This is a genomic window from Thiorhodococcus minor (assembly GCF_010820565.1).
Lineage (GTDB): Bacteria > Pseudomonadota > Gammaproteobacteria > Chromatiales > Chromatiaceae > Thiorhodococcus > Thiorhodococcus minor.
On the sequence record NZ_JAAIJQ010000235.1, the window covers coordinates 1 to 1,661 of the forward strand.

The 1,661-nt window shown below is 65.5% G+C and carries 1 protein-coding gene; it reads right to left on the bottom strand.

From position 1 onward, the window contains the following. On the bottom strand, positions 1–1,661 hold a 1,661-nt coding region (locus G3446_RS26595), incomplete at both ends, for a tetratricopeptide repeat protein (RefSeq protein ID WP_164456665.1).

Consider the following 1,661-nt stretch of genomic DNA (forward strand, 5'->3'; position numbering starts at 1 on the left):
ATCAGGATGTCCACCGCGTCGGCGCGGATGCGCTCGGCCAGCGCCGCGTCGCTCAGACCACGGGTGTCCACCCAATGCTCGAACCAGCCCCGGTAGCGCTCGGTCACCCCATCGCCACGCGCCAGCTCGGCGTAGGCAATCAGCTCCAGCGCGCCATGGTCGTGACGCGCCAGCAGCGGCTCGAGGAAGGAGCGCAGCGAGTGCGCGCGCAGGTCCGCCGAGACGTAGCCCAGGCGCAGACGACGATCCGGGTCGCGGTCGTTGCCGTGCGCGCGCCAGCTCGCGCGCAGCGGATCGCCAAAGCGGCGCTCGTAATCACGATACGCCGCGAAGATCTCCTCGGCCGATTTGTCCGGGTGGTAGTTCAGGGTGTAGAGGCGGCCCGAATAGAGCCTGTGGGCGTCAGGCTCGATCAGGATAGCGCGCTCATAGTCGGTCAGCGCCTCATCGAGCAGCCCCTGGTCCTTGAGCACACTTCCTCGATTGCTCAGTGCCTCCCAATCGTCGGGATGTATCGCAAGCACGCGCTGGAAGCAGGTCAGTGCGTCTTCGAAACGACTCGCATCCTGCAGTACGATTCCGCGATTGATCCATGTCTCGATCGATTCCGGCGCGATCTCAAGGGCACGATCGAATAGCACCAGTGCACGATCGTTGCGAGCTTGCTCGTACATGAGCAGCCCCAAATTACAATAGGTCTCGGCCGTCTCTGGATCGATCGCCAACGACTGCTCGAAGCATGCCAGCGCGTCCTCGAAGCGGCCGAGATCCATCGCCGCCACACCTTTGTTGTTCAAGATATCGGCGGACGCAGGCTTCGCTCTCAGCGCTCGATCGAATGCGTCCAGCGCCTCTCGCGGCCGCCTGAGTGCCCGCAGCGTCAAACCGCGGCAACTGTGTGCCTCGGCACTGCTCGGATCGATCGCCAAGGATCGGTCATGCCAGACGAGAGACTCATCCAACCGCCCCATCTGCATCAAGACGCGCCCGCGATTGGTCAGCGCCTTGGCATAGAGCGGCTTGAGGCCGAGCGCTCGGTCATAACTGCAAAGCGCGCCCTCGAGCTGCCCCATCATCTGCTGCGCCATCCCGAGGTTGTTCCAAATCTCGGCCTGCTCCGGATGAAGATCGAGCGCTCGCCGATAGGACTCGACCGCCTCCTCCAGTCGGTCGAGTGCTTGATAGGCACGCCCCAGGCTGTTGAGCGTATCCGAATCGCTCGGGTCCAACCCTCGAGCCTCTTCGAGGACCTGCAGGGCCTCTTCGTTCCGGAGCGCTTGGGCCAACAGCGTGCCGAGCACCTTTCGCGCGAAGGCATCGCCCGGATGGGCTCTGATCCTGTCTCGCGCCAAATCCTCGGCGTCCCCGAGCCGCCCCGCGCGCACCAGGTCGAGCAACGGCCCCTGGTCGAGCAGGTCCCCTGGCGATCCAGGCTCCCGGGATTGCGCATTCGGCCCACGGGCCTTCGAGGCGCTGCTCGCGAAACCTGCGGCAGCCGGAGCCGTCATCGCTCGATTGAGCCCGTCCTCCCCGCCGCACCATTTCCGCCACATCTCCCGATAGGCCTGCTCGACGCGCCGCGCAAAGCCCGCCTCGTCGCACCAGGGGCCTGACTCCAGCGCGTCACGCAGACCCGCGCGGATCGAGGCCAGACGACCCAG